The 21,426-nt window shown below is 57.2% G+C and carries 16 protein-coding genes; 11 read left to right on the top strand and 5 right to left on the bottom strand.

Annotation, left to right across the window (positions count from 1 at the left end):
- The first annotated feature begins 131 nt into the window (after positions 1-131).
- On the top strand, positions 132-503 hold the full coding sequence (locus tag LB535_RS00145; protein ID WP_224630756.1) for a hypothetical protein: 372 nt from the start codon (positions 132-134) through the stop codon (positions 501-503).
- Between the two features lie 182 nt (positions 504-685).
- Here LB535_RS00145 and LB535_RS00140 read toward each other — a convergent pair whose 3' ends face one another.
- Positions 686-1,510, bottom strand: coding sequence for a hypothetical protein (locus LB535_RS00140; protein WP_224630755.1), 825 nt, complete (start codon positions 1,508-1,510; stop codon positions 686-688).
- On the opposite strand from LB535_RS00140, the gene LB535_RS00135 reads away from it, so the two are divergent.
- The gene (locus tag LB535_RS00135) at positions 1,494-1,853 is read left to right on the top strand and encodes a hypothetical protein (RefSeq protein ID WP_224630754.1); all 360 of its coding nucleotides are present in this window, start codon (positions 1,494-1,496) and stop codon (positions 1,851-1,853) included. The two genes, LB535_RS00140 and LB535_RS00135, sit on opposite strands and share 17 nt — an antisense overlap.
- Positions 1,854-1,994: 141 nt before the next feature.
- Here the strand turns inward: LB535_RS00135 and LB535_RS00130 are convergent, their stop codons facing one another.
- A complete protein-coding gene (locus tag LB535_RS00130) occupies positions 1,995-3,464 on the bottom strand; it encodes a calcium-binding protein (RefSeq protein ID WP_224630753.1) in 1,470 nt (489 codons plus the stop codon).
- 824 nt (positions 3,465-4,288) lie between these two features.
- Here LB535_RS00130 and LB535_RS00125 point away from each other — a divergent pair.
- From LB535_RS00125 to LB535_RS00105, 5 genes are read left to right on the top strand one after another with little or no spacing between them, the layout of a single operon-like run.
- Complete coding sequence (locus LB535_RS00125) at positions 4,289-5,497, top strand: glycosyltransferase family 4 protein (protein WP_224630752.1); 1,209 nt, start codon at positions 4,289-4,291, stop codon at positions 5,495-5,497.
- Positions 5,494-6,747 (top strand): O-antigen ligase family protein, encoded by a 1,254-nt coding sequence (locus tag LB535_RS00120; protein ID WP_095768660.1) that lies wholly within the window; start codon positions 5,494-5,496, stop codon positions 6,745-6,747. The genes LB535_RS00125 and LB535_RS00120 overlap by 4 nt, the downstream gene beginning before the upstream one ends.
- Before the next feature lies 1 nt (position 6,748).
- Positions 6,749-8,743, top strand: coding sequence for an asparagine synthase (glutamine-hydrolyzing) (asnB, locus tag LB535_RS00115; RefSeq protein WP_224630751.1), 1,995 nt, complete (start codon positions 6,749-6,751; stop codon positions 8,741-8,743).
- Position 8,744: 1 nt separating this feature from the next.
- Positions 8,745-10,958, top strand: a complete 2,214-nt coding sequence (locus LB535_RS00110) for a GumC family protein (protein ID WP_224630750.1) — start codon at positions 8,745-8,747, stop codon at positions 10,956-10,958.
- A gap of 28 nt (positions 10,959-10,986) precedes the next feature.
- The gene (locus tag LB535_RS00105) at positions 10,987-13,212 is read left to right on the top strand and encodes a lipopolysaccharide biosynthesis protein (protein ID WP_224630749.1); all 2,226 of its coding nucleotides are present in this window, start codon (positions 10,987-10,989) and stop codon (positions 13,210-13,212) included.
- A gap of 258 nt (positions 13,213-13,470) precedes the next feature.
- Here LB535_RS00105 and LB535_RS00100 read toward each other — a convergent pair whose 3' ends face one another.
- Positions 13,471-14,538 carry an NAD-dependent epimerase/dehydratase family protein gene (locus LB535_RS00100; RefSeq protein ID WP_224523344.1) on the bottom strand — a complete coding sequence of 356 codons (1,068 nt, stop codon included), beginning with the start codon at positions 14,536-14,538 and terminating at the stop codon, positions 13,471-13,473.
- A 241-nt stretch (positions 14,539-14,779) separates the two neighbouring features.
- Entirely contained in the window at positions 14,780-15,463 is a 684-nt protein-coding gene (locus LB535_RS00095) for a helix-turn-helix transcriptional regulator (protein ID WP_224522975.1), read from the bottom strand.
- Positions 15,464-16,039: 576 nt separating this feature from the next.
- Here LB535_RS00095 and LB535_RS00090 point away from each other — a divergent pair.
- The gene (locus LB535_RS00090) at positions 16,040-17,467 is read left to right on the top strand and encodes a sensor histidine kinase (protein ID WP_224630748.1); all 1,428 of its coding nucleotides are present in this window, start codon (positions 16,040-16,042) and stop codon (positions 17,465-17,467) included.
- Here LB535_RS00090 and LB535_RS00085 read toward each other — a convergent pair.
- Positions 17,464-18,135 (bottom strand): LuxR C-terminal-related transcriptional regulator, encoded by a 672-nt coding sequence (locus LB535_RS00085; protein ID WP_095768696.1) that lies wholly within the window; start codon positions 18,133-18,135, stop codon positions 17,464-17,466. The two genes, LB535_RS00090 and LB535_RS00085, sit on opposite strands and share 4 nt — an antisense overlap.
- A 643-nt stretch (positions 18,136-18,778) precedes the next feature.
- Here LB535_RS00085 and LB535_RS00080 point away from each other — a divergent pair.
- Genes LB535_RS00080 through LB535_RS00070 form a run of 3 tightly spaced genes read left to right on the top strand, consistent with a single transcriptional unit; the run spans position 18,779 to position 21,374 of the window.
- Positions 18,779-19,501, top strand: a complete 723-nt coding sequence (locus LB535_RS00080) for an NDP-sugar synthase (protein ID WP_095768666.1) — start codon at positions 18,779-18,781, stop codon at positions 19,499-19,501.
- A gap of 50 nt (positions 19,502-19,551) precedes the next feature.
- A complete protein-coding gene (locus tag LB535_RS00075) occupies positions 19,552-20,688 on the top strand; it encodes a DegT/DnrJ/EryC1/StrS family aminotransferase (RefSeq protein ID WP_224600660.1) in 1,137 nt (378 codons plus the stop codon).
- Positions 20,685-21,374: a sugar transferase gene (locus LB535_RS00070; RefSeq protein WP_224600661.1), complete on the top strand. Its 690-nt coding sequence runs from the start codon at positions 20,685-20,687 to the stop codon at positions 21,372-21,374. The genes LB535_RS00075 and LB535_RS00070 overlap by 4 nt, the downstream gene beginning before the upstream one ends.
- Positions 21,375-21,426 lie beyond the last annotated feature (52 nt).

The raw sequence follows: 21,426 nt of genomic DNA, 5'->3' as shown, positions 1-21,426 counted from the left end.
ACCTCTGACCCGGTTATTGCACATTGCATCGCGACGGCATCATAACGGTGCGAAAAATTGCAATTTGTCCCTCGCTTGAATGAAACATTTGTCGCCGATACCCCGTATGCAAAGTAAGCAGGGGGTGAAATATGCTGCATGAAGCCAACGGAGACTGCGCGCTAAATCTGAGCGAAGACGAAGCGCGCCTTGCTGAGCGCTACCGCTTTCTTTGTGGCCAGCACGATGGGCTTTCCAGATGCGGCATAGCAGCCTGGGTCGGCGCGCTCGCGGGCGGTGTGTTTATCGTCTCGGCGATATTCTTTGGTGGCGGTGAACAGGGCGATCCTCTCTTCGTATTCGGCATTGGCGTATGTTGTCTTCTTGTTGGCGGTCTCCTTTGGTTCCACGAGCGTCAAGCTGAGAAGCGTCGCTGGCAAGAGAAGAGGTCAATCGTCCATAAGTTTCGCAGCCGAGGACTCGGCATACAGCTGAACGGCCAAGTTCATCGTCTGTTCGGCTAGTGCGTTTCCCGGTTCACGGAAACGGGGAAACGCCCTATCGCTTTGTTTTTTTACGCAATTCCGGACGGAAAACCGCTCACACTTTTCCTGGAATTGCTCTAGCTGTTGAATGGCTGATGCGCAGCAATGAGGATCTGCGTTCTGCACAGCTGAGGTACCTTTTAAAATGATCGCGGCAGTTGCTACTGCGCCGTGTTGTGCGCTTTGAACGCCAAGCGAAGTTCGAGCGCCTCAGGGCTGGCGCTGCCTAGCTTGGTGTCTCCGTTCTGCGAACCCCAGGCATAGGCAAAGTCGAATACAGGAGCCGGAGAGTAGGTGGCCCAGCGCGCGAAGATCTGCTTCGCCTGGTCCGGTGTCGGCAGTACATAGACGTCCGCAGCCGCTCCGGTACGGGTCTTCCAATTGCCGCCGCCGAAGGCCTGGTATACAGGCACAATCCTGTCGAGAGGGATGCCAGCGGCAACGGCTGCCTCGACCGTTCGATCGATGAAATCCAAATCGAAAGCTTTGCCGCGGACGGGATATGGATCCAGGCCGAAAAGATCAATCCCGGTGTTGGCGGGATTGAAGGTATTCATGAAGGCGGGGGCTTCGAAAGACCCCATGTCCATCAAAGTAACAAATGTAACTGCCCCGGGGACATTGGCTCTGATCCACTCGGCCTCGGCCTTCAGGGCCGCCGGACTAACTGCTGGGGGATGGTATTTGCCGGTGATATCCGGCTCATCGCAGAGGCGAAAACCGAACAGCCGCGGATTGCCGATAAATGGCTTCACCTTGGCGATGAAGCGTGGCGTCACGCCGCTGGATTCATTTAGCCATATCAGCCCCTTCATCCCTGGCGGCAAGGCATTGAGCTGCTCTACGGATTGTACATCGGCGAGGTCGAAACCCGCGCTCGCGATCGCAACGCTCGGCCCACCGGAGGTGTAGTGAAGCGTCTTGCCGTTTCCACCCGCAGACAGCGCCGATTGGCTGCAGATCAGCATCATGAGCAACGTCGACATGCACAGATTGCCGATGCGTGTGAACTTTGGCGACCAAGGTGTTGGCGCGACGGGTTCCGAGTTGATGGGTTGCGCGGCTCGAACCGCTGCGCCATACCCGCACGTTGAACACGTCGGCATGCTCCAACTATCCACCAAATCGCCCCGCATCGGTCTCCTTCTAAGATGTACGGAAGAATTCGGCTTCATCTGTTCGATCGATGGACCCGCTTCGAGGCGGAGCTGCTGCCAAGCCAGCATAAGTGGTGGCATCCATGCAATCATCTATGCGCTGCAGATCCAGATGCTGGCTATTTCAGCGCCGTCTTCATGGGCGCCGACGTCGACCAGCCGCGAGATCTGACGAAGTCGGTGACGGTGGAATAGGCATTACCGGCGAACATTGTCGCCGGTAATGCCCTGCTTTGCGGAGCTTGGAGGCTCCTATCGACGGCGATCTTATGGCAGGTACGCGTCTGCGCTAGACCGCCAGAGCATGCCCGTCCTAGACCACAGCGAACGAGCTCGCCGTAACCGCAAGATGCGGGGAAAGGGCGGCGAACTGAATCTGAGCTGCGCCGCCTGCGCCGTCACTGTCAAAGTAGAGCGCTCCGGTCGTGCTGTTGTAGACGATATGATCGGTGCTGTCGTGAGCGGCGGTACCGGTATAGAAAGCACTGCTTGCGAGCGCCCCAACGCTGAGCCCCTTGAAGACAGCGTCATCCAAGTGGATCTTGTCCACAGACGGGCTGAAGTCGGTAACCGTGGCAACATTGCTCTTGCTGAGGGTGCTGTTGAAAACGAAGGTGTCGTGGCCGCCATTGCCGGTCAGCCAATCGCCGCCGCCGCCGCTCTTTATGACGTTGTCGCCGGCATTTCCGATGATGTGCTGACGCAGTTCGTTGCCGGTCAAATTGATTGCCGTCGTGCCGGCATCCTTCTGGGTACCGAGGACCTCAATCGACGAGCCGGCAGCAAGCGCATAACTCACCGACGTCCACACCCTGTCCTGGCCCTGGCCAGCGGCCTCGACCACCTTGCTGGCGGCATTGTTGACATAGTAGTCGTCATTGCCTCCATAGCCCGCCATCGTGTGTGCGGCGTTGTCGGCCGGGCGCAAAACGTCGTTGCCGCTGGTGCCTTTTATGTCGGCGATCGGGGCCGTGACGGGAGGTGGGGTTGTCGTGCCGGTACTGGTGCCAGTGCTACTACCAGTACTGGTGCCAGTGTTGGTGCTGGTGTGGGTGTTGTGATCCAGGAAAAACGCCTGCATCGACGACGTGTTGCCAAGCGAGGTCTCGCCATTTTGCGAGGACCACTTATAGGCCATGTCAAAGGCTGGCGACGGGACGAGCTTTGCCCAATGGTCCATGATGGTCTGTTCCTGGGCGGTGGTAGGCATCACATAAGACCCGCCCGTATTGGTCGACCACCCGCCGCCGCCAAACGTCTGGAACACAGGAATGATCGCACTCTGCGGAATGCCCGCCTTCTCCGCTGCAGCGACGGCTCTGTCGATGTAGTTGAAGTCGACCGCGGTCGAGCGCACGGGGTAGGGATCGAGCCCGTAATAGTCGATCCCCGTGTTGGCGGGATTGTACGTGTTGGTGTAATCGGAGGCCGTGAACGACCCCATGTCCATCAGCGTAATGAAGGTTTTCGCACCCGGGAAATGAGAGTGAATCCAGTCGGATTCGGCCTTCAGATTCGCAGCGCTGACCTGTGTGTGGTATTTGCCCGTGGGGTCAGGCTCGTCAGTGAGATAAAAGCCAAAAACCTTGGAATTGCCGAGGAGGGGCGTCACCTTGTCTATGAAAGACTGGGTCACCCCGCTGCTTTCGTTGAGATATATCAAAGCCTTGGTGCCGTCAGGCAGCGCGTTGACCGATGACGCGTACTGAAGGTCGATCAAGTTGAAGCCATTAGCTATGGCGCCGGAGGCGGGGGCGCCATAGGCGTAATGCATGGTAGCCATGCGAACATCCTTCTTCCGATTGATAAGCGCCCCATCCCCTGCCTAACCGAGAGGGTACATTAGCGCCAAATCAAATACGGAAATATGCTGATAGAATGATTGATCGAGTACTTTACCAGCACCAAAAACGCCTAATCTTACAGTGATTTGCATCGAATTTCGGTGTTCGATGATGCATCAAATTAGCCGGGGATAACACGATTCCGTTGCTCAACCTTCAGGCCGCAAAGACCGACGATGCGGCGAGCGAAACGCTGCTGGAACCAAAACAACCCGATACCGGTAGAATCATTGATGCTGGGCACAGAACACAGCAATAAGGAAACGGTTGTCAGGATCAATTCCCGGTTTTTTGGGAAAACTTGAAATTTTCTCGGGTATGCCCAGTGCGAGGCACTCCCTTTTTTTGAGCGAAGGACACTTCGCTTGAGTGCTCTCTTCCTCTAGGCATTTTGCTAGGAACGTATCTTCGTCGATAGCTCGTCAGATCCAGGGTTCTGCGATGAACCGCGTTCGCCGAACTTGGACTTGAGGAACGGTTGAACCGACGCAACTCAAGCTGAGGCCTTGTCACCGGCTCAGAGACAGCCGAGCCTCGAATTCCCCTCGCCGAAATGGACATTCAATTCGCGCTCCGACGCAGCCGCGCGCACCCCGAGATCGGTCCGCTCATTCAAACGGACGAGGACATTGGGCAAGCCTGCCCGTACCGTGAACCTTGGCGCAAAACATGTATCTGAGTAGCGAACCAGGATCATGGAAGCACGAAGAAATGCTGACCAGTGCACGCGACCCAAGTCTGACGGGCGGTCGGGGGAGACAGCATGAATCCGCATCTTGTGTGTGTTGGAGGCGAGGACCACGCCTTCAGGATTCCGTTTTTGCTGTCGCTGCGTCAGAAGGGCTTCCAAGTCACTGCGGTGTCGAGCGGTCCGGATACAGCATTTTCGCAGCACGACATTCCGCATCGACGCTACGGCTTCGACCGATTTTCCAGCGGGAGTGGAGGCGCCGTAAGGACGATCAGAAAACTGATCTCGGACCTGCGCCCGGACATTGTACAGAGCTTTGATACCAAGCCTAATCTCTTGACGCCGTTGGCGATAAGGGGGGCCGTTCCGGTCATCCGCACCATCAATGGTCTTGGCTGGACGTTTTCTTCCCGTGAGCCGAGGGCCATGGCGCTGCGCCCGATCTTCTCGGGGCTGCAGTGGCTTTCGTCGCGCTGGACGGCTGCCACGGTTTTCCAAAATCGTGATGACAAGGCGTTCTTCGAGCGCTACCGGCTCATCGGGCGCGGGACTGGTCGCCTGATCTGCAGTTCCGGCATCGACATCGATGGCTTTATCAGGGCAAGACAGAGCGCTCCGTCATCGCAGGCGATGCGCGAGCAGCTTGGGCTGTCATCGGCTGAAGTGATCATTTTTGTCGGCCGGCTGACGCGCGAGAAGGGCATCCCAACGCTGCTTAAGGCAGTACCCCGCGTTCTTGAAAAAAGGCCGAATGCGCGTTTCGTGCTTGTTGGTCCATGGGAATCCGAGGGGCCGTTCGCCGTCGACAAATCGGAAATCGAACGCCATTCCCCTCATGTCATTGCCCTGGGTCCACGGCGCGATGTTCCTGCCCTTCTTGGCATGGCGGATTTGTTTGCCTTTCCGACACAATATCGGGAGGGAGTGCCACGCGTCCTGCTCGAGGCGGGATTGGCTGGGCTGCCTATCGTGGCGTCAGATATGCCGGGCTGCAACGAAGTGATCCAGCCCGGTTGGAACGGATACCTGGTTCCGCCTGGCGATGCCGAGGCATTTGCTTCCAGGATAAATCAAGTCTTGGCAGACCGCCCCACCGGGGCGGCCATGGGCGCTCGTTCCATCGAATTCGTCAAGCAGCATTTCGCGCTGCCGCTGGTGGTCGCCCAGTATTGCGATCTTTACCGGCATATTCTTGATGCCAAAGCCGTTGGCGCCTCAGTTCAGGCCTCGCAGACCGAAAAGAATGCCGCATTTGGTCCGTTGGGCGAGGTGCGCCAATGATCCGAGACGTCCTGTTGGCCGGCGGCGTTGCAATGGCTTATGCATCGCAACTCGAAATTCCAGGCGCGCCGTTCGGAATCAGCGAATTGTTGCTGGCGGTTTGGATACTGATTTCGATTGGCCGCGTACTTGCCGGTGGTCGACTTGAAGCCACGCCGGCCCTGTCGATTTTTGCCGCCCTCTGGGGGATCATGGCATTCGCTCTCGGGCTAGGCATGATTGTCGGCATGCTTACGAGCGTTCAGTACATGGACGCGCCGGTTCACGACATGATTGCCTATCTGTTGCTGGCATTCGTTACATGTCTGCTTGCGGCTGATCCTCAGGCGGATCGCCATCTGCGTCGCACCGCGTGGTGGGTGATCGTCATTGCGAACGCGTGTTTTGTTTTCCAGCTGGCGCTTGGATTCGGCTTACTCCACCAGTCCGGAGTGAACCCTTGGTTTTGGGACAGGTTCACAGGATGGTCGGACAACCCAAACCAACTGGCACTTTATTGCGCGCTGTTCGGTCCCCTTGCACTATACCTTTCAATGACAACAAGTAATATGATAGCCAGGACATTTGGCATAGTAAGCATTGTTCTCATAGTATACGTCGGACGATTGACTAAGAGCGATACCTATCTATTGACAATAGTGATAACCGGTTTGGTTTTCCTGATGTTGCGCGTCCGGAGATGGGTCGCGGTTGGCGGAAGGGTCACTCTTGGTCGTCAAATCAGCCTTTTGCTGTTGCTTGCTTTGGTCCCTCTTGCAATCTCCGCAACACCCTATGTGCTTGCGGAAACGAGCACTGTTGAAAATTTCGCCAAGAGCCTGACCAAAGGCGAGGGTGGTGAGGCGACAGCCGAGACAGCCAATCTGCGCATCAATATCTGGACCAATGCTCTGGGCAAGGGGTTGGGGTCTGCTTCGCTGGGCCTCGGCCCGGGACCACATGTCGACAGATCTGTCGTGACCAAGGAGTTTATCGACCTGCCTTTCGAGGCTCACAGCACGCTACTGGACTTGTATACTCAAGGAGGCATTCTAGCGGTTCTCGCCCTGTTGTGGATCCTTGGCCTCGCGGCCATCTCTGCCTGGCGTGCAAGGCTCGACGCTCTGGTGGCACTTGCGTTGTCGATCGGCATCTTCGGCTTCCCGCATTTGGTCATTCGCCACCCGATCGTTTGGTTCTCGATCACACTTTGCCTCGTAGCCGGGCAGCCCAAGTTTATCGCGGCAACTGCAGGAGCGAGGAGCCGTTGATATGTGCGGAATCGCCGGGATCCTTCTTGCGCCAGACTCGCCCAGCACAAGGCCGCTCGCAGCTATAGCGCAGATGACAACAGCCCTCCGTCACAGAGGGCCCGACGGCGAAAGCTTCTGGAAAGATGTGGAGGCTGGTATCGCTTTCGGCCACAGCCGCCTGGCAGTCGTGGATTTGTCGGAAACCGGCGCCCAGCCCATGCGCTCGGACAGCGGCCGGTACGTGATCACCTTCAATGGGGAGATATACAATTTTCGGGACTTGCGCCGAGAGCTTGAGGATGCCGGCCACAGCTTTCGCGGAACATGCGATACAGAAGTTGTGCTTGGGGCCGTGGAGCAGTGGGGGCTCGAAGCTGCGCTTACGCGATTTGTCGGCATGTTCGCGTTCGGATTGTGGGACGCAAAAACGAGAACTCTTCATCTGGCCCGCGACCGGATGGGGGAAAAGCCGATCTACGTCGCCCCGACCCGCCATGCCCTGGTTTTTGGCTCCGAACTCAAGGCCATTCGGTGTTTCCCGGATTTCCGTCCAGAACTCAATCCCAGCGCCGTAAGGGCTATGCTGTCGCAAGGTTGGGTGCCGGACGACAGTTGTATCTGGCGCGGCGTTTTCAAATTGCCGCCGGGATCGGCCCTATCTTTGACTGCAGCGGATTTCGCGAAAGCGCGCCGTACGGGAACTGTTCGAAACAAAGTTCGATTCTGGTGGTCGTTGGCGGACGTCGCCGCGAAGGGCCGGCAAGACCCGATCGTCGGCAGCGACGAGGATTTAACGAATGAACTCGATCGGCTGCTTCGGCTTTCTGTTCGAGAGCGCATGTGCGCGGATGTGCCGCTCGGCGCCTTCCTGTCGGGCGGCGTAGATAGCTCGACCGTAGCCGCGCTAATGCAGGTCCAATCCCGAAAATCTATTCGCACTTTCACGATCGCCTTCGGGGAGCACGGATTCGATGAAGCTCCTCATGCTGCTGCGGTTGCTCAGTACATAGGCAGCGATCATACAGAACTGCACCTTTCCCCTGCTTCCGCGCGCGATGTCATTCCGGAATTGCCCAGTGCCTGGGATGAGCCGTTCGCTGACGAATCGCAAATCCCCACTCTGCTGGTGGCGCGACTTGCTCGCCAGCACGTCACTGTGGCGCTGACGGGCGACGGAGGCGATGAATGTTTCGCCGGTTACGCTCGCCATCTGATGGCGGCGCAAGCAAATCGGCGTCGTCGGTTGCCTTCGTCGCTGCGTGGTTCACTTGCCGCATGCATCGGGCTTGTGGCGCGCGCCACCCGTTACGATTTTTTTGGCAGGCTGCCACTTTCAGCGCTCTTCGGCCATGCGTTGCGCGGTGATCGGCTGGAGCGATTGGCTCAATTGCTCGCCGCTTCGGACCAGGAAGAACTGTACCAGCGTCTGACAGGGTCATCGACGACAAGCCTGACCCGATTTGGCCACCGGGCGTCAACTCGGCGAACTCCGCGACTCGACGATTTGCTGTCCCGGCTCCTCTACAACGACATGGCAGGATATCTGCCCGGCGACATCCTAGTGAAGCTGGACCGAGCCAGCATGGCGAACGGGCTGGAAGGCCGCTGCCCGCTGCTCGACCATCGCGTCGTTGAATTCGCCTGGCGGTTGCCACCGGATGCAATGGTCCGCCATGGACGAGGCAAGTGGCTGCTTCGACAGTTGTTGCATCGCTACGTTCCCCGGCGGCTCATCGATAGGCCTAAGCAGGGCTTCGATGTTCCGATTGCGGTCTGGTTGACAGGACCGTTGCGTGCATGGGCGAGTGACCTGTTCGCCGACATGCGCCAGTCAGGAGATGGGCTTCTGGACATCGATAAGGTCCAGACGTGCTGGCGCGATCATGTCAACGGAAAGCGGGATCATTCCCGGGATCTTTGGGCAACATTGATGTTCCTGGCATGGCGCGCCGACGCCAACCGGCTTCCAGTGCCCGCGAGACAGTCGCGCTTGCTTGAAATGACGGGAGTTTAAAATGGAAGGTTCGATAGCCAGGCGAACAAAGCTACCGCGCGCCACAGAGATGCGCGTCGAAGTGCGAGAGCCCAATCCGCGCATGCGGCGTCCGCTACGTGACCCCCGAGAAGACCTGACCCCTTTCGGCCAATTGTTGGTTACCTTGGCGGCGCGCAAATGGTTCTTGGTCGCAATGGTCGTTTTGGGCGGTGCGGTCGCGGGTCTAGCCGGCTTCGCCCGGCCGGCGCTGTATGAGGCCACCACGCAAATCATCGTCGACAATCCGACCAGAAGCACTCCTCAGCCGACGGGCGGTCAGGATATGCTCGATACCAGCATTGACAACCATCTGACGATGCTGGCCTCGCAATCTCATCTGCGTCGGGTAATTGACGCAATTTACAAGGCAACGCCCGATCGGCAGGCCAACCTCAACGGCCCCGCGGCGCAAAACGCCGCTTCCCCAGCCGAATCGCAATCGTTTGCAGGTGCATTCTTGGCCGGGGTTTGGCCGGATCACGCTGACATGACCCCAGAGGGCAGGGAGGCTGCGAGGCTGAAGGCGTTAAGGCGCTACGTCAGGGTCGGGCAGGAACTGCGATCGCGAGTCATTACCATCGGCTTTACCGATCCGGATCCCGTCCGGGCGGCATTCGTGGCCAACACATTCGCGCAAGTGTATGTCCAGGATCTCGCGCGGACTGCTCAGGCCGCTGATAGGTTGGAGCTCGAATCCGTCGTCGCTGCGCTGCCTGGTGTGCAGTCCGATCTCGCGCAAGCGACGGACCGTCTTGAAAAATACAGGCTAAGTCACGGGACTGTCGACCAGGGTGCCGTTGACAATGCTGTCCGCGACACGGCCGAGCTTAATCAGCAACTGTCATTGTCTCGCGCAAACCTCTCCACAGCCGAGGCCCGTGTTCAGCATATACAAGAATTGCAACGCTCCGGCGCCACGAGCGCCACGCTTGCGAGCGCAATCGGATCGCCGACGCTGAGCGATCTGATAGCCCGGCAGGGCGGCGCCGCGGCCGATGCGGATCTGAATGTTGCCGTCAAGCGCGAGATCGAACAGAGCATCGAACGCATCAAGTCGGAAGCCGACATCTATCGCGCGCAGGTTTCCGCTCTGGAGGCGCGCAAGAATGTGCTTGACGCGGTCGTAGCCGACACGGCAGGCAGGCTTTCCGGGCTTCACGCATTGGAGCCGGCAGTCACCATATTGACGCAGCGGTACAATGATCTTCTGAACAGGCAACAGGATTTGAGGAACCGCATCGCGGTTCCGTCTGCGGGAGTTTCGATAATTTCGGCGGCATGGCCACCGAGCAACCCGAAGAGCCTTTCACCGATCTTCCTCATCCCGCCGGGTATGGTCGTATTCGGCCTCATCGGGGGCGTCTTGGTTCTCTTGAAAAATCGCATGAGCCGCATAATGCGCGGTGAGGCTGAGACAGAAGCAGCGCTCGGCTTCCCTTCCGTTGGGCTATTGCCCAGGGCATCAAGAGCGAGTGCGAAGCGCTTGCAGACCCTCATTCTAAGCCAGAAAAATTCCGCCTATGGCCGCGCTGCCTTGTCGCTATTGATCAATGTGGCACCCGAACCGGCCCCCGGACGATCGTCGCAGATGGTGCTCGTCACTTCCAGCGATAAAGGTGATGGGAAAACAGAGCTGGCATGGAGCTTGGCGCTCTCGGCCACACGCCTGGGCAGCAATGTCCTGTTCATCGATCTTGACCCGCAGGATAAGCAACTGACCAACGACTTTGTGCGCGAATTCAGCATTTCCAAGCCGCATAAGTCGTTTGCGGATTATGTGAGGGGCCGCTGCGAGTTAGACGAGGCTGTTGTGAGCATGCCCGGTATCGGCATCGATTTCATGGCCTCACCCATAGTTTCGGACGATCTTTTGAAGCTGTTGGTCGACGTCGATGTGCCGCGACACTTCGCGGACAAGCTGGGCGCCGTGTACAATCTCGTCATTCTCAACGGGCCGCCAGGGTTGCACGGTCCGGAATCCCGACTGCTCAGCGGTTGGGCAGATGCCGTTATCTTTGCTGTCCGGTGGGCCAAGACACCGCGCAGTGTCGCGCGCGGTATTCTGGAATCGCTGCAGCCTGATGGTTCGAGATCCGCTCCGGTAGGGATTGCTCTCACTGGAGTAAATCTCAAGCAGCACGCCAAATATCATTTTGGGGACAGTGGCGATCTTCTGCTGTTCGGAAAACGATAAAGCCCTCAAGCCCACTGGGTCGCGAGAAATGATTATCGAACTCTTTGGACCGCCTGGTGCTGGTAAAGCAGTCTTTGCCCATGCGCTTGCCAAATCGTTGCGTGGGCAGGGCTACGCTACGAAGGTGGTCTTCAGTCACAAAGCAAGTAGAAGGTCAAGGAGTGTAGATCTCGGGATATTTATGTTCATCTATAGAGTATTTTCTGCAATATTTTCAACTGCAAAACTGTTCTTCTATACGTCGGATTTGATAAAATATCTGTCGATCGCGTCGTCGATGCTAAAGGCGATTGAGCCAAGGAAATTTATTTGGCGAGCTCGGGTCTGGCAAAAAATCATAAACCTTTCCAATCGTTGGGACCAAGCGCGACAGTGCAGAGAGATTACAATATTCGACCAGGGATACGTGCAGGCTGTTGCTTCACTGTCGATTTTTCACGGGTGCGTCGACAACGTTGCGATTGCAAGAGCGCTGAAGGTCACTCCTACCGCGGATTTTACCTTGCGAGTGGTATTGCCTCGTGCAGCAGCCGAGGCGCGGTTGCGGGAGCGAATGATGCAAGCGGCTCCGGCCGAACGCATTCTCGATGCGGATTTCGAAGCGAGCATGCGAGCTTTCGGAGTGTTTCAAAATATCAACGACATCCTTGTGGCAACCGACAGGAAAACAATCTCCGTTGAAACCCTCGACGACCCATCGTTGTCGAAAAGCGTTGAACTCGTCAGCCGCAAGATCGCCTTCAAGATGGCCCGCGATCAGGTCACTCCCATGTACCGACATCAAGTTGTCCACTCATCGCAGCCGCTGACGGTAGACAATGCCTACCTTGATGACGGCGTGGATACCATAACAATACAGAACCCCGTAAATTCCGCAGCTGGAAGCGATGCGGTAACGCTCGGGAAGCAAGAAATAAACCGTAGCCTGGGCTATGCCACCGTTTTTGCGCTCATGATCTATGTGACCGGGGCAGGTCTAACCAGCCTGGCGCAATTGCTGATTGCTCGTATCGTAGGCTCTACCAGCTATGGTATCTACTCCTACGTCCTTTCAACCACATCGGTGCTCGCATATCTCGCAACCCTTGGCTTCAACGTATCGTTGTTGCGCTTCGTATCTGCCTATAGGGCCCAGGGGCGCCTGGACCTGGCCCACGGCATAATCAGATTTGCCTTTCAACGCTCGTTGGCAGTGGCGTCTCTATTCGGCTTGGCAGGGGCGACCTACATCTTTCTGTCTTCGTCCTCACACAACAGGGAACTTGAGATCAGCCAGCTCTTGGGTATGGCCGCCGTTCCGCTGGTCACGACTTCAGCCTTGGGCGCGGCTCTCATCCGTGCCTTCGGCGGCGGTGTTTCTGCCCTTCTGCCAGAACGCATTGTGCGTGATGGACTGCTGCTCACATTGCTAAGTGCCGCCGCCTTGTCCGGTTCGTGGACTCTGAATGCACCGTTGGTCATGCAAGCGGTGCTGACGAGTTCGGCCGTAACAGTCGCATTCGTCTTTGTCCTGTTGGCAAGATTTCAGCCGCCGGGTTTACGACATGCTGAACCTGCCGATGCATCCAAGGATTGGTGGTCGGCGGTCCCCCCTATCATGCTGATGGCGGGTCTTGACGTCTTCATCAACAGGGCGGGGGTAATGGTGCTCGGCTGGACCGGCCACATACGCGACGCAGGCATTTTCGCCCTGGGGCTCAATGTCGCGTTGCTTGTCGGTCTCTCGTTGGTGGCCGTCTCTACAATGTTCTCGCCGACGGCAGCTACGCTTTACGCAAAAAACGACCGAAGAGGTTTGCAAGAGCTGTTTTCACGAGCTGCCCTGCTTTCCTCCGGTGCCGCAATAGCAATGGCAATCCCGTTGCTCTTGATTGTTCGGCCGCTTTTAAGCTGGTTCGGTGAGGATTTCGGAACTGGAGCACCGATCGCGCGGGTGCTAATGCTGGGGTACGTATTCGTGGCCCTGTGCGGACCGCAGCTCAATCTCTTGACCATGACCGGAAACGAATGGGCGGCCGCTGTGACGATGATCCTTGGGGCAGCTTTTGGTGTCGTCGGCTGTGCTATCGGAGTAGAGATCTACGGTCCGCTGGGCGCAGCAATAGGGCTGGCGCTTGCCTTGGTCGTATGGAACGTCGCCATGGCGATTTATATTCGCAAGCGACTGAAGATCACGCCCGGACTGATCTACGCGATTACGTCTTTTAACCGCCGCACGGTCGAAAGCACCCAGCGGACTTGGTTCTTGCGCTGACTCGATGCTCTGGGATTGGTGACCGGCGACAGACCCCGGCTGGCGCGATGTGATCCATTCTAACGCAGGCATCAAGGTACGTACGGATTGGCGGGCTTGCGTATCGGCGTCTCGATGAAACGCCAAACGAAAGAGACGCAGAGAATGCCTCGTTCTTGCCGATCAGCGAGGCGAGCGCGTTGAGAGGGGCCGCACCTTCAGGCGACGCCAGTGAGCCGATCGCGCGGGTCTGAGTGAGCAGCGCGAACTGCCGGCAATCTACGCTGACACGAGCGTTTGTTGCTCCGTCTCAGGGTCCGTCGCGCTTCCATGAAAGTGTCGATACCATTCGACAAAACGGGCAACGCCATCCTGGAGCGTGGTCGCCGGCGCGAAGTCTACGGCCCGGCGAAGATCGCCTACATCGGCGCGCGTCTCGAGAACATCACCTGGAGGCAAAGGCACATCCCTCCTGAGAGCTTTGCGACCTACGGCTGTCTCTATAATCGCGATTAGCCTATTGATCTCCTCTGGCCGGTCATTGCCAATGTTGTACAGGCGATATGGGGCTGAGCTGGTGGCTGGATCAGCCGCGTGACCGTCCCAATTCTGGTCGGCACACGGTGGCGTTGCGAGTATTCGAACCACCCCTTCGACGATATCGTCGATGTAGGTAAAATCTCGCCAGACACGGCCGGCATTGGACACCTCGATCACGCGTCCCTCGGCGATGGCGTGGGTAAACGCGTAGACAGCCATGTCGGGCCTGCCCCATGGTCCGTAGACGGTGAAGAACCGCAATCCTGTCACCGGCAAGCGAAATAGATGACTATAGGAATGCGCCATGGCTTCATTCGAGCGCTTGGTGGCGGCATAGAAGCTTATTGGATGGTTAGCGCCGCCATGTTCGGAAAAAGGTATGGTTTGGTTGGCGCCGTAAACCGAACTGGACGAAGCGTAGACCAGATGCTTGATGTCGAAGTGCCGGCAACCCTCAAGAACATTGAGAAACGCCACGATGTTGGAATGAACATAGGCATGCGGGTCGACAAGGGAGTAACGCACGCCCGCCTGCGCAGCCAGGTGGACGACATACGATGGTTGAAAGTCGGAGAACAAAGCTTGCACCAACAATCGATCCGCCAGATCCATACGCATTGGAGTGAAACCTGGCTCGGCGCAGAGGTGCGCAAAACGCGCTTCCTTGAGCTTTAGATCGTAGTAGGGCGTGAAATTATCCACGCCTATGACCCGCGCACCGTGACGCAAAAGCCGCGACGCCACATGAAACCCGATGAAGCCTGCGGCGCCGGTGACTACGACAGGACCTTTTCGTGCCAGCTGCATAACCGCCATGTCCGGACTGGATCGACCGGCTTTCGTTCCTGTTGAACTGGATTTGTCAGGTTGTGCGTCAAGCACGCCCGCGGTCTTGGAATTATGTCCGGCCATGACGAATTGCCCCGCTTCGAAATTTTTGCATCGAGATCGTCGGCTTATATCTGGATCAGGCAGGAACGCGCTCGCACAGACGCAATGCCAAACCAACATACCGGATACGCGCCGCCTCGCGGTCGAGGCGGCATTATCACGGCAATACGGAAATTCGTCCGAGCAGAGCTACCAGCTCACCCTGGCGCTTGGTTTCTGTTTTGGCAAAAAGCGAGGCAAGCTGGGACCGGATCGTGGTGCGGCTGAGATGCCAGCTGCGGGCGATTTCCAATGGTGCGTCCCCTTGAGCTAACCTCATGGCAAGCTGAGTTTCAGCGCTCGTGAGGCCGAACATCTTTTGCAATGTCTGCGGATTAGCCGAGGACCGGGTCTCCCGGTCTAACAACGCGACGATACTTGTTCCGTCGGGCGCAATCACCCCGCCCTCATTGAGTATCACCGGCCGATCGTCAGTGGTGCGGATCACCACCCACGACAACGAACCTGGCAGGAAGTTGGTTGGAACGTTCGCGACCAGCCGCCTCAGCGCAGCCGTAAGCTCCGGAGCCGTGCCGGCCGTCTCACCCTGTCGTTCAAAGGTGCTTTGAGCGGCAATGTTCCACTCCACCACCTTTTTCTCGCGATTGAGGACCAGGAAGCCACAGCCAATGCGGTCCAGCATGCCGGTGACGGATTCCAGGCTCCGACGCTTTGACGCGCATGCTGTGCCCTGCCTGTCCGACGTGTAGCGTGCCAGGCGAGCGACACCGCCGTAAGCAGTGCTCAATTCAATATGGCGCTTATTCGCAACGGTATCGTTGTGCCTATCAATGAAAGACATTGCCTTCCCACCCCTGTTGGCCGAAAACCGCTAAGATCTCCAATCGTTACGCTTGACTCCAAGACAGATTTCTCTGCCAAAAATCTTTGATCTCAGAGGCTTGCATCGGTTTCTTCATGCTCTCTTACAAAGAGTCCAGGCGAACCGGACGCTCTTCGTAAATGATAGTAAGCTTGGATTTGAGGGCCGCAATCCGGCAGTGGTATTAGATCAGGCGGTGGAGTTCTAGGCTCGACGGACTAATCCGAAAGTTGTAGTCTGTGAGGTATGGGGCTGCATCTGCGTAGAACGGTTTCGGCCTTGAAGGGCATCTCGCTAGCTCACATGGCTTCCATGTTGGTGCTAGTTTTCACGCTAATATTCGTAATAACAAACTTAATTCAGACGGAAACTGAAGCAACCTTCATATCATCTATTCCAGCTATAATTGTCGCTGCATATCTTGTTGGCCGTCGCGGTGCAATCATTGCAACTCTCGTGACAGTCGCCGCCAGCCTCGGGGCCGAACGACTTCTGCGCGGTTCGATTCCTGCAGAGGACTGGCCGCGAGCAATCTTTCTCCTGGTTTCCGGCTTCATGATCGCCTTCATGTTCCACCGCTTGCGGCAGGACCTTAGCGAGGCCCTGAAGGTCGCCGAAACTCGACTGGCCGCCGTCGAGGCCACCGAGAGCCGCTTCCGTTCGGTGTTCGAGCGTGCGGCCCTCGGCTTTGCGAACACGAATGAAAAAGGCGAGCTTCTGCAATCCAACAAACGTCTTTGTGAGCTGACGGGATATACCGAAGCTGAGCTTGCTCAATTTCCGCTTGCGCAGCTTGTTCATCCCGATGATCGCGATAGCGTTGTTGAAGCGCTTGCCGATCAAGGCAAGTCCGCGATGCCATTCGATATGGAAGCCCGATTGAAGAAGAAGGACGGGTCCACATTCTGGGCTCGCCTGAACCTATCGTCGTACCGTTCCGACGGCCTCCTTTCAGAGAGCGCGATCATCGTTGTCGATGATATCTCGGAAAGACGGACGGCGCGCGAAGCGATCCGGGTCCAGAAGGAACGGCTTGATCTGGCGCTTTCGGCGGGGCGGTTGGGAACCTGGCAAGTCGACCTCCAAAGCGGCGTCGTCACGGGTTCCGACAAATTTTGGGAAATCTTAGGCCTGCCGCGCGCCACCAGCCGGCCGATAGACGAGCTAGCTGCAGTCGTCTATCCCGCGGACTGGCCAAAGCTTGCACTCCCCAAAGAATCCGGCGCGACCACGAATTACGACGTTGAGATAAGGGTGCGACGTCCGGATGGACCTATTCGTTGGGTCGCTCTGCGCGGACGGGAGGAGCGGTATCATGATCAGCAGCTGCTGATCGGGATAGCAGCTGACCTGACTGAACGTCGGCAGACCACGCTTTTGCGCGCCACGGTCAGGAGACGGGATCGTATTTTGATCGAACAGCGCCATCGATTCAGCAATCTTTTCGCGGTCGTGATAGCGCTGGTCAAAATGGTTGGTGCTCCGGCGAACAATGTCATGAAGTTCAAGGAGGACCTAATCGATCGGATACGAGCGCTTGAAGTCACGCATATGATGATCTCCGGTCGCACCGACAGTTCGGTATTGCTCCGGGATCTCGTGGTCCAGGAACTGTTGCCCTACATGGAAACGCGAAAGATAAAGACCCATGGCCCTGACGTCATGATGTCAAGCGGCGCTGCCGAAACCTTCGCAATGGTTGTTCACGAGCTTACGACGAACTCTGTCAAACACGGCGCGCTTGGCGGTTCCCGAGGGCGCCTTGAGGTTAGATGGGCCGATAGTGGAGAAAGCGATGACGTCGTCTTCGATTGGATAGAATCGGGAAGACGCAGGAAGGCCAAGAACATCGGCCATGGCATTGGTTCGATGATATTGGGCGTCAACACCGCGCCGCTTATCGGCCATGCCTCGAAGCTGGAAATATTTGAAGGCGGTCTACGATACTCGCTGCGGCTGTCTCGACGTGAAATCGCGCCCTAGTCGATATATTTCGAACGCCAGTTTTGTAGCGCGACGGCTGCCTCGGTGCGGTTGCGTACTCCCAGCTCACGCATTACCGCAGCGGCGTGAATTTTTGTCGTTGCTTCGGAAATGTCCAAATCGCGAGCTATCTCCTTGTTTGAAAAGCCTTCCGCCATCAGCTTGAGCACGTCACGTTGCCTTGAAGTCAGCTTGCTAAGGCTGGCCGCTCCCATCCGCCGTTGGGTCCATGCCCTCGCCGATTGGGGTGCGTGTGACCCGGGACCCCCGGAAGGTCGAGACAACAGCGCCGGCACATAGATGCGGCCTGCCAGAATCTCGCGCACTGCCGACACCACTTCTTGGTCCGTCTGAGATTTCACGATGTAGCCGTGCAGCCCGATCGACAGGGCTTTCAATATTTCCGCTCGTGAATCATTGCCGGAAACGATTGCAAAACGGGTGTCCGGATACGCTGACAAAACGTCGCCGAGCACTTGCTGGTTGAACAGTCCCGGCATGTTCAGATCCAGAATGGCAAGATGGATGTCCCGCTGAGCCAGGACACTGGCAGCGGCATCAAAACATCCAGCTTCGAATATTTCCAGTTCCGGGAGCTCGGCCTTGAGCGCCAAACTCAGCCCACGACGATACAGACCGTGATCGTCCGCAATGACGACTCGATACATTTGCATTCCACCCCAACGCAGGCCCTACAAAGCGGGCCCTGAAACGCCTAATGCGGCTAAACGATCAATCGGGGAATGGCCTTGGCGGTGGCCAACCACTCGTCGAACGCCCAGAAATCCGCACCACTTGCGCGCCGTATTGCTAATATATTCCTCTATGGCGGAAAAATCTCTTTTTTTTTCCGAGGAACGTTCAACCGGCTTGAATCGCACCGTCTCTGCCTTTGTCAGAAAGCCAACATCGCGATCAGGCGCGTCTATGGCCAACTACCAAATTCCATGTGACATCAGCTGTTTGAGCAGTAGCGAGACGTAAATTCCAGCAGGTGGATTCTGAAGTCCGCACTGGGGCATTTGAAGGTCTCGTGGCCAAGCAATTTTGCAGATGTAGGTCGGCATATTCGGTGCCATCGTGCCTCGCGGCGGACAGGGCGGACCGGCCTAGTCGCTGAACCTGCGGAGGCAATGGATTGGTGCCATTCGATTGCACGACGACATCCTTCGAACGCTCACTTACCGTTCTTCATAAGATGCTCGGGACGGACACGTGGCGACTTTTCTATCCGACCCATAGTCGGAAGAGGTCTGAACACGTCTACCCACGCACCAACCATTGAAGCGGCGTTGAACTATGGAGGATCGGATGAAAGCGGTTATTCAATGCGGTGGGATGGGAACACGACTTCGTCCCTTTACGTCGGTGTTGCCGAAGCCGCTGATGCCAATTGGTGCCCGGCCGGTGCTCGAGCTGCTTCTCAAGTGGCTGCGACGCAATGGCATTGAAGAGGTCTACATCACGACCGGGTATCTCGGCCATCTCATCCGCAGCGTGTGCGGTGATGGTTCGCAATGGAACCTGAAAATACGGTACACTCAGGAGATGGAGCCGCTGGGCACCATCGGGCCACTGTCGCTTATCCGAGATGAACTAACCGAACCCTTTATCGTGCTGAACGGCGACGTTCTCACCGATCTTAGCCTCAGCCGATTCACAGCTGCCCACCGCAAGCACAAGGATCCGGTGACCATCGCTACCGCCAACCGTCTTATAAAGATGGATTTCGGCGTCATCGACGAAGTCGACAATGCAGTGCAGATGTTCCGCGAGAAGCCGACGCTTTCTCATCTCGTTAGCATGGGCATCTACTGCATGAATCCGGATGTTCTGAGTTTTATTCCCTCCGGCATTCCATTCGGATTCGACGACCTGATGCTGCAGATGATGCAGCAAGGCACGGTCGTCCATGTCTACAAGCATGAGGGACTCTGGCTCGATATCGGCCGCGTCGACGATTTCCAGAATGCTCAAGCCATTTCCTGGGAAGAGCAGTCGGCTTCGATCGAAGTCGCGGCAGCGGCTGCCTGACAAACGGCGAGAAACTCAAACACGAATGATGATTTGGGAGTGAGGTCACCATGCTCTTGGTCAGTGCCCCGATTTTGGGTGTTCCGGAGAAGGCGGCTCTATCAAAGGTCATTGATAGCAGCTGGTTGACCATGGGCGAGCAGGTTCGATTGTTCGAAGAGTCGTTTGCCCGCATGCATGGCGCGGACGATTGCGTTGCGGTGAGTTCCTGTACCGCGGCGCTTCATCTCATTTTGCACGGACTTGGCATTGGTCCGGGCGATGAGGTGCTGGTTCCGTCGCTAACTTTCGTGGCGACCGCGAACTCAGTGCTCTATGTCGGTGCAACTCCCGTCTTTGTCGATATTGAGTCAGCCGACTTGCCGTTGATGTCGCTTGCGGAAGCCGAGGCTCGATGCACGCCGCGAACGAAGGCCATTATTCTCGTTCACTTCGCCGGGTATCTGGCCAATCGAGAACAATGGCAAAGGTTCGCTCGTGTTCGGGGACTGCACATCATTGAAGACGCGGCGCATGCTCCTGGCTTGAGAGAAGTAGGGACCTTCGGCGTTGCCGCGGCCTTCAGCTTCTACGGCAACAAGAACATGACAACCGCCGAGGGCGGCGCCGTAATCGCCCAAGACCATGAACTGCTCGAAAGGATTCGCCAAGCGCGCGGGCACGGGATGACCACCGGCACACACCAGCGGCTGAACAGCCGCACGCCGCAGTATGACGTCACCATGCTTGGGTTCAATTATCGTATGGACGAGATGCGGGCCGCAATCGGACTTGTCCAGTTAGGAAACTTGCAAGAATGGAACGAAGTAAGGCGTATCCTCGTCGTCCTTTATCGGCGACTCATCGCAATGCACTGCCCGGCAATAATCGTTCCATTCAGTGAATCGCGGCGATCGGCGCACCACATCATGCCGATACTTTTACCGCGATATGCCGACAGGCAAGCCGTTATCGACGAACTGCGCAACCAGGGAATCCAAACAACGATCCACTATCCGCCCGTGCACCGGATGACGTTGTACAGCGAGCTTTTTCCCGGGACCCAATTGCCGCGAACAGAAGACTTTGCTCAGCGGGAGTTGACGATTCCACTTCACCCGCAGATGACCTCAGCGGTGGTCGAAGCGGTTGTGGAGGCTCTGGCAACTGCGGTGAACGGCTGTACCAAAGCAGGAACGGCCGCATGAATGCGACAGATCAATCCCTCCACCGACGCTTCGTTGCAGTCTCGGCCCACGGGTCTGCGCGGCGTTTGATCGACATTGCCATTGCGAGCGTTGCTGCGGTCTTGTTTGCTCCACTGATGCTGCTGATCGCCATCGCCCTTCTGGCCGAGGGCGGTAGGCCGGTTTTGTTTGCACAAACCCGCCTGGGCGCCGGGGCTCAGCCTTTTCGCATGTACAAGTTCCGCAAGTTCGATGTGCGATGCGATCCCCACGGCCTCGCGCTGACGGTCGCCGACGACAAGCGCATGACAACGATAGGGCGCGTGCTCGCCGCGACAAAGTTCGATGAATTGCCGCAACTGTGGAATGTGATCATAGGCGACATGGCAATCATCGGACCGCGGCCGGAGAGCCTGGCGTTCGCCGACTGTTTCCACGGCGGCGCCGAGGCTGTTTTGCAGTACAAGCCTGGCTTACTCGGTCCGAGCCAGGTTCTCTTCCGCAACGAAGCGAATTTCTATCCGAAGTTCACGGATCCGGTGCAGTACTATCGCGAGACCCTGTTTCCCGCCAAGGCCAGGATCGACCTTTCCTATTATCCGCAGCGAACTCTGGTGGCTGACGCCGTCTGGATGGCTCGCGGTTTTCTAGCCGTTGTAGGCCGGGTACCGCCGTCGCCGATCGCGACTAAAGCGCATTCGGGCTGACACTCCGGTGAGTGTCACCGTCAGAGTGGACATGGCAAGAGGGACGATTGGT

The sequence above is a fragment of the Mesorhizobium sp. CA10 genome, from assembly GCF_020165285.1.
In the GTDB taxonomy this organism is placed as follows: Bacteria; Pseudomonadota; Alphaproteobacteria; order Rhizobiales; family Rhizobiaceae; genus Mesorhizobium.
This window is presented reverse-complemented; position numbering and strand designations above follow the sequence as displayed.